This is a genomic window from Romboutsia sp. (genome assembly GCF_051659545.1).
In the GTDB taxonomy this organism is placed as follows: domain Bacteria; phylum Bacillota; class Clostridia; order Peptostreptococcales; family Peptostreptococcaceae; genus JBOFOR01.
The window spans coordinates 1-6409 of sequence record NZ_JBOFOR010000330.1 but is presented as its reverse complement, the minus strand read 5'-3'; the positions used below and the strand labels follow the sequence as shown (position 1 = coordinate 6409).

The window sequence follows — 6409 nt, the reverse complement described above, 5'->3', positions numbered from 1 at the left end:
CTTTTTGAATGGAATTGATAAAATACTCTATGTATATAATCTTCATATACTTTTCTTCCTTCTTGTGATTTAAATTCACCATCATAATAAAATTCGATATCTGGATATTTGTCATATCTAGTTAGATGCATAGACTCTCCTGTTGATACTGATGTATAAGGCAAGAAAAGTGGAATCATTCTATCAAATAAAGTTTTTAGATTTCCGCTAACAAATCCCTGAGATACTTTTGCAAAAAATATAGCCTTATCTGCATTTATATATCCTCGATAAAAATCATCTAAATCTTTGAATACACACTTTCCTGGAGTAGTCCACCAGCAGGTCCAACACCCGCAACATCCTTTTGCGCTTTTTTCTGATAAGTCTAGTAAAATGTCACTTTTGTTTAGTTCTTTGTTACATTCGTTAATTATTACTGTTTTCATAAAATCTCCCCCCCTATTTAGTTGCTACTCCTTAAACATATACATGTTATTTTATTCATCTTTATACTCCTTTATTAATATCAATTTTACTATAGACATACTCAAATGATTTAAATGTTTCATTTAGGGATGCTGAATAAATTGTACCTTCTTGTTCAAGTGTGAAACCACATTTTTCAATCAATCTCTTAGACGATTGATTGTTTTGAAAACAACAAGCATACACATATTCTATTTCATTACAAAATAAATAATCCAGAATCTCATAAATTACTTCTGTCATTATTCCTTTATTTTGATAGTTACGATTAAGTACAAATCCCAATTCTTTTGTATCTTCTCTTCCATTTTCAGAATCACTATTTACTGTTATATGACCAATCACTTTTTTATTTTCTTTATTTTCTATAGCAAAAGTATTATTATTTTTAATATTTCTACGTAGTACTTCTCTTGATTCTGACATATTACTATGATGCTTCCATCCAGCCATTTCTCCTACACCATCTTGACTATAATACTCATGTAAATCTTCTAAATCTTTTTCTTCGAAATTACGAAGAATTGTTCTATAAGTTTCTAATATCATTTATACCACTCTACCTTTCTAATTATTAAACAATTTAGCCATAGAAAATTCATCTACATATTTTCCATCTATAATCATTGCATTTTTCTTAATTCCTTCTATCTCAAATCCATTCTTTTCATAAAGGTGTTTTGCTACAGTGTTAGAGCAAATAACACTTAGTTCAAGCCTTGTAATATTATTTTCTCTCGCCCACATATCTAATTCCAAAAATAGTTTACTTCCAATACCCTTACCCCTAAATTCTTCGCGTATCCCTACCACAATATATGCTGTGTGCTTAATTCTTTTTGGTACACCTCTTTGAACAGAAAGGAATCCAATTATATTTTCATCCTCAGTAGCTACTAAAATCAAATTGTCACCATTGATACTATTTTCAATTCTAGCTTTTACAATATTAATATCATCAGAACGCTCCCCAGGTTCAAACATCATAAATTTAGTTTCATTATCTAAATTTAAAAGCATATTTAAGTAATTGTCCGCATCATCAAATCCTATTTGTCTAATCTCCATTTATATCCTCCATACCCTTTTATAGTTATTTCTCCTATATCTTTTAGTGTATAGTATTATATTATTAAATATCAACATTATAATATGAGAAACTAATATATTAAGTAATGCAAATATTAGTTCAAATAAAAATAGGAGCTATTGCAAATCATCTTTTTATTTGCATAACTCCTATCTATTTTAATATTTATTGTATATTTGACCTCTATTTCCTATATCTATTACTATTATCTTTAACTTGTCATCTTCTTTTTCAAATATTACTCGAATATCTCCGACTCTCATTCTATAGTAATTTTTAAACCCCTTAAGCTTTTTCACATCACCTTCTGGTAACTTGTATATAGCCATTATTATTCTTTTTTGTGTATCTTTATTTTGTTTTCTGATGAACTTTTCAACACTTTTTTCTAATTGTATATTATATATATTAGTCATTTAACCCTAGATCCCTGGCTAAATCATCTAATGATATAGTTTCATTTTTTTCCACATCTATATGCTTATTTATTATTTCAACTTCATCTTTACTTGGTTCATCTTCACTTATATTGTTCCATATCTTATCTAATTCTTTTTTCTTTTTTTCTTTTAAAAACTCATAGTAATCTAATACCTGAGCAAGAACAGCTTCATCTTCTTCATTAGATAAAGTTTCTATTATCTGTTTTGCTAATGGAGACATCCATTTCGCCCCTTTCTTAAATTCATTATTTACATATATAATTAATTATAATATAATTCAATACATTTATAAATACTACTGATCATATCTTACACAAATTTATTGCACTTAGTGCTATTCTAAGCATAATTTAAATATTCTATACAAAATGGGGACACACAAGTGCCCCTATCTTTTAATATTATAAATTTTTTTTATATTATTAATCACATCATGGTTAATCTTTAGTATGTTCTTCTTTTTCATCTATTCTACCTACATATAGTATAAATAGAAAAGCTTTATATAGCTACTGAGCGAAGAGGGTAATTGTATAAGTTGCACCGACATTTAAGCGACCTGTCGGCGCCATGAGCGAAGCGAATTTTGCGAATGCCTGAAGGAAAACTTATACAATTTTCCTCTTCGCGGTCTACATTATACTAATTTTCTATTTACCATCTCACATACTGAAAAGCTCGCTACATCCTTCGCAAATTTCCCAGGTCCAAATCCTGCATCATAGCCCAATTCCTTAGCCAACTCTAAACTTATTCTAGGGCCTCCACAGATTAATATTACCTTGTCTCTTAACCCTTCAGCTTCTAACAACTCCACCAAATTAGTCAAATTCTCTATATGAACATTCTTTTGAGTAACTGTCTGAGATACTAAAAGTACATCTGCATTTAACTCTACTGCCTTTTTAATAAACTCTTCATTAGGAACTTGGCTTCCTAAATTATAAGCATCTATTCCTTCATATCTTTCTAAACCATAATTTCCTGCATAGCCTTTCATATTCATTATTGCATCTATACCAACTGTATGAGCATCTGTACCTGTACTTGCTCCTACCACTACAATGTTTCTTTTAATATTAGTTTTAATATATTCTTCTATTTCTTCTTTGTCCATTATATCTCCACCTACTGTTTCTACGTGGATTTCATTATAATTTACCCCTTTTCCTACACTTCCAAATACAACGTAGAAGGTAAATTCCTTGTCTAGTTTTTTGTGATGAGCTACATTTATATCACTTAGTCCCATATTTTTAGCTATTTGCTTTGCAGCTTCTATTCCTTTTTCATCATCACAGATTGGTAAGGTAAAACTTACTTGTACCTTAGAGTCATTCATAGTGTCTCCATAAGGTCTAAGATCCTCAAGATTTAAGGTTTTATCAAAGTCTTTTTTGTTCATAGAATATAATCCACTACTCATTAGTTTTTCCCTCCTAACATTAAGTCGATAAAAGGATTAAAGTAGTGATTTTCTTTTATAACTACTCCATTTAATCCCTTCCCTCCATCTATAGGTCTTTTTATTCCTGCAAACTTTCCTTGTTCTATAGTTTTGAATAAACCTTCTTTTTCTATTTCATGTAATAACTCATAAGCCTTGTTTAAAACTTCATCTGCTCTACTTTGAATTATTCCTCCATTTTTAAACTCTATTTCTTCTCCAAAGTCACTCATGGTATTAAAGATGTACTGTGCATTTTCTATTGATATTGCTCTGTCTGAGATAAATGGTGTGTGAATTGCTTCTGTTAGCATTCCTAGTAAGTGTAGTTTTTGATTTGTCATTATTGTTACCATGTTAAATAAGGCATCTTGTACTTGTCCTTTAAAGATATCACCTGTCATAAATTTAGTCGGTGGCATATATTTAAGTGGTGCTTTAGGGAATATTTCTCTAGCCATTTGTGCTTGAGATAATTCGTATAAAAATCCATTTTTAAAATCTGGGCTTATTTCAAAGGCATGACCTAGACCCATTTGTTCTTCTGGTAGTCCTGCTACTAATGCAAATTGCTCATTTATAAATTGAGAAGCAAGTACTGTATGAGCTTCTTCTACTGCGTCTGCTGTTGTTAGGTAATTATCTTCACCTGTGTTTATTATTACTCCCGCAAATCCATTTATTATTCTTGAGAAGTATTGGTCTATTATAGTTCTCTTCATGTTAATATCTCTAAAAAGTATTCCATATAGTGCATCGTTTAGCATAACATCTAATCTTTGCTGTGCTCCAAGTGCTGCGATTTCTGGCATACATAGTCCTGAACAATAGTTGCAAAGTCTTATATATCTTCCTTCTTCTTCTCCTACTTCATCTAATGCCGATCTCATTAATCTAAAGTTTTCACCTGTTGCATAAGTTCCTCCAAAGCCTTCTGTAGTTGCACCGTATGGCACATAGTCAAGTAAGCTTTGCCCTGTAGTTCTTATAACGGCTATTACATCTGCTCCTTGTTTTGCTGCTGCTTTTGCTTGAACTATATCTTCATATATATTTCCTGTAGCTACTATTATATATAAATATGGCCCTTCTTTATCTCCGTATTTTTCTAAATACATCTCTCTAGTATTTCTATTGGCTCTTATTTTTTCAACGCTATTGTTAGCTATTTCTTTTATTTTTAATTTTATTTCAAATAAGTCATTTTCTTTTATTTTTGTTAAATCTAATTCATTGTTAGCTACTTTCTCTGCTATTTCTTGAGGTGTTAGGTTTAGCTCTACCATTGCATTTCCTATAAAATAGGCTGCACCTAGTCCTAATCCATTTCCTTTTGCTATGTTTTCAACTACTACATTTGGAAGTGGCACTTCAAATTTATCTACTCCATCTATTCCCAATAATCTACATACAGTTCTTTCAACTGCTACTGTAGTGTGTTTATCTATAAACTCTTGTGTGTTATAGGCTATGTTTTTTGCACACTTTCTTGCCTTTTCCACTAATTCAAAATTCAAGTTTAATTTACTCATTGTATCCCCCCTCATATAGCTTTTTAGCAATATTTATTACTTCCTCTGAAAGTCCTAGTAAAGCACATATATTAAGTGCATCCTTTGGAACTTTAGTTTCTTTTTTTACTTTTTCTAATCTATAGTCCATATTTTCTTGTAGTAGGTTTACACTTTGTTTTTTATTTAAATCTATTTTGTATTTTAAAGAATCAAAATCTACATTTTTAAGTCCAATTACTTGATAATGGTCAATGTCTTCTTCCACTACTTCATCATAATGAGTAGATATTAAAGATATTGAGTTAAAGTTTTTAAAGTAATCGCAGATTGATTTTAATAGTATTTTTCCCTCACTTGGATTTGTCCCTCTTGCAAACTCATCTAGGGCAATAAATCCATCCTCTATTTCCATAAGGTTTATTATTTCTTTTAATTTTATTATTTCCGCTCCAAAAGTACTTAGGCCCTTGCCCATGTTTTGTAGATCCTCTGAAATTAGGTATATAAAATCTAGTACGCATAAGTTTGCTTCACTTGCAAATACATAAAATCCGCACTGAAATAAAAATAAATTAAGTGCAATAGTGTTCATACTAACACTTTTTCCGCCCATATTTGCACCTGTTATTAAAGTTACTTTTTTATTTATATCTATAGTTATTGGTATATATTTTTTATCTTGCTTTTGTAGAATTTCCATTAAGTTAGGATTTTTTAGGTCTTTAAAGTATATTTGATTTGCATCATTTATTTTAGGTTTTACTCCATTGTATTTTATTGCTAGGTCTACTTTTGCATTTAGTAAATCTAGCTTTCCTATGGATTTTATATTTTTATTTATAGAATCTACATAAGCTTTAAGGTTTTGTGTTATATTTTTTCTTATTATTAGTTCTTCTTTTTCTTCTTCTACTACTATGGCTAATCTTTGTTTTTTTAATTTTTCTATTGCTTTTGAGTTGGTTTCTTTAAAGATTTCATTTTCTACTTTGGATTTTAGAGTTCTTATTTCTTTGATTTTTTCGCTGTAGGAATCATATATATGAAATGTGCTCATTTTTAAATCATCTGGATCTAATAATTTTGTGATACTGTTTAGGCTATCTAGATTTATATAGGGTATATCTAGGTTTAATTTTTCATAGTTTTCTTTTATACTTTCGCTACAGATTACAAAGTTTTTTATTTCAAATAGTTCTACTTCATCTAGTACATTGTTGTGAGTAATCTTTTTTATACTATTTCTAATATCCTTTATTTTGCAAAACTCATAGCCTATATTATGAAATATTTCTTTTTTATTTTTTTTAATATATATATTCTAAATGAAAACATTCAAATGTAATTACTTTCATATATATAATTTTTCAAGTAAGAGAAATAATAGTATTATCTGAAAATATAAAGGTAGGTAATACAAATGATAAAATTCAATGAAGATGTTAAT

Annotated in this window: 7 protein-coding genes and 1 pseudogene; all 8 read right to left on the bottom strand. The window is 29.3% G+C overall.

Annotation, left to right across the window (positions count from 1 at the left end; genetic code table 11):
- Window positions 1-428 (bottom strand): annotated as a pseudogene (locus ACRC03_RS19460) (hypothetical protein); the annotation flags it as partial.
- A gap of 61 nt (window positions 429-489) precedes the next feature.
- The gene (locus ACRC03_RS19455; RefSeq protein ID WP_438654270.1) at window positions 490-1017 is read right to left on the bottom strand and encodes a GNAT family N-acetyltransferase; all 528 of its coding nucleotides are present in this window, start codon (window positions 1015-1017) and stop codon (window positions 490-492) included.
- Between the two features lie 18 nt (window positions 1018-1035).
- Window positions 1036-1536 carry a GNAT family N-acetyltransferase gene (locus tag ACRC03_RS19450; RefSeq protein ID WP_438654269.1) on the bottom strand — a complete coding sequence of 167 codons (501 nt, stop codon included), beginning with the start codon at window positions 1534-1536 and terminating at the stop codon, window positions 1036-1038.
- A gap of 180 nt (window positions 1537-1716) precedes the next feature.
- Window positions 1717-1974, bottom strand: coding sequence for a type II toxin-antitoxin system RelE family toxin (locus tag ACRC03_RS19445; protein WP_438654268.1), 258 nt, complete (start codon window positions 1972-1974; stop codon window positions 1717-1719).
- Window positions 1967-2221, bottom strand: coding sequence for a hypothetical protein (locus ACRC03_RS19440; RefSeq protein ID WP_438654267.1), 255 nt, complete (start codon window positions 2219-2221; stop codon window positions 1967-1969). The genes ACRC03_RS19445 and ACRC03_RS19440 overlap by 8 nt, the downstream gene beginning before the upstream one ends.
- 417 nt (window positions 2222-2638) lie before the next feature.
- Window positions 2639-3427, bottom strand: coding sequence for a cobalamin B12-binding domain-containing protein (locus ACRC03_RS19435; RefSeq protein WP_438654266.1), 789 nt, complete (start codon window positions 3425-3427; stop codon window positions 2639-2641).
- Window positions 3427-4980: a lysine 5,6-aminomutase subunit alpha gene (locus ACRC03_RS19430; RefSeq protein WP_438654265.1), complete on the bottom strand. Its 1554-nt coding sequence runs from the start codon at window positions 4978-4980 to the stop codon at window positions 3427-3429. The genes ACRC03_RS19435 and ACRC03_RS19430 overlap by 1 nt, the downstream gene beginning before the upstream one ends.
- Window positions 4973-6019 carry a MutS-related protein gene (locus ACRC03_RS19425; RefSeq protein ID WP_438654264.1) on the bottom strand — a complete coding sequence of 349 codons (1047 nt, stop codon included), beginning with the start codon at window positions 6017-6019 and terminating at the stop codon, window positions 4973-4975. The genes ACRC03_RS19430 and ACRC03_RS19425 overlap by 8 nt, the downstream gene beginning before the upstream one ends.
- Window positions 6020-6409: the final 390 nt, after the last annotated feature.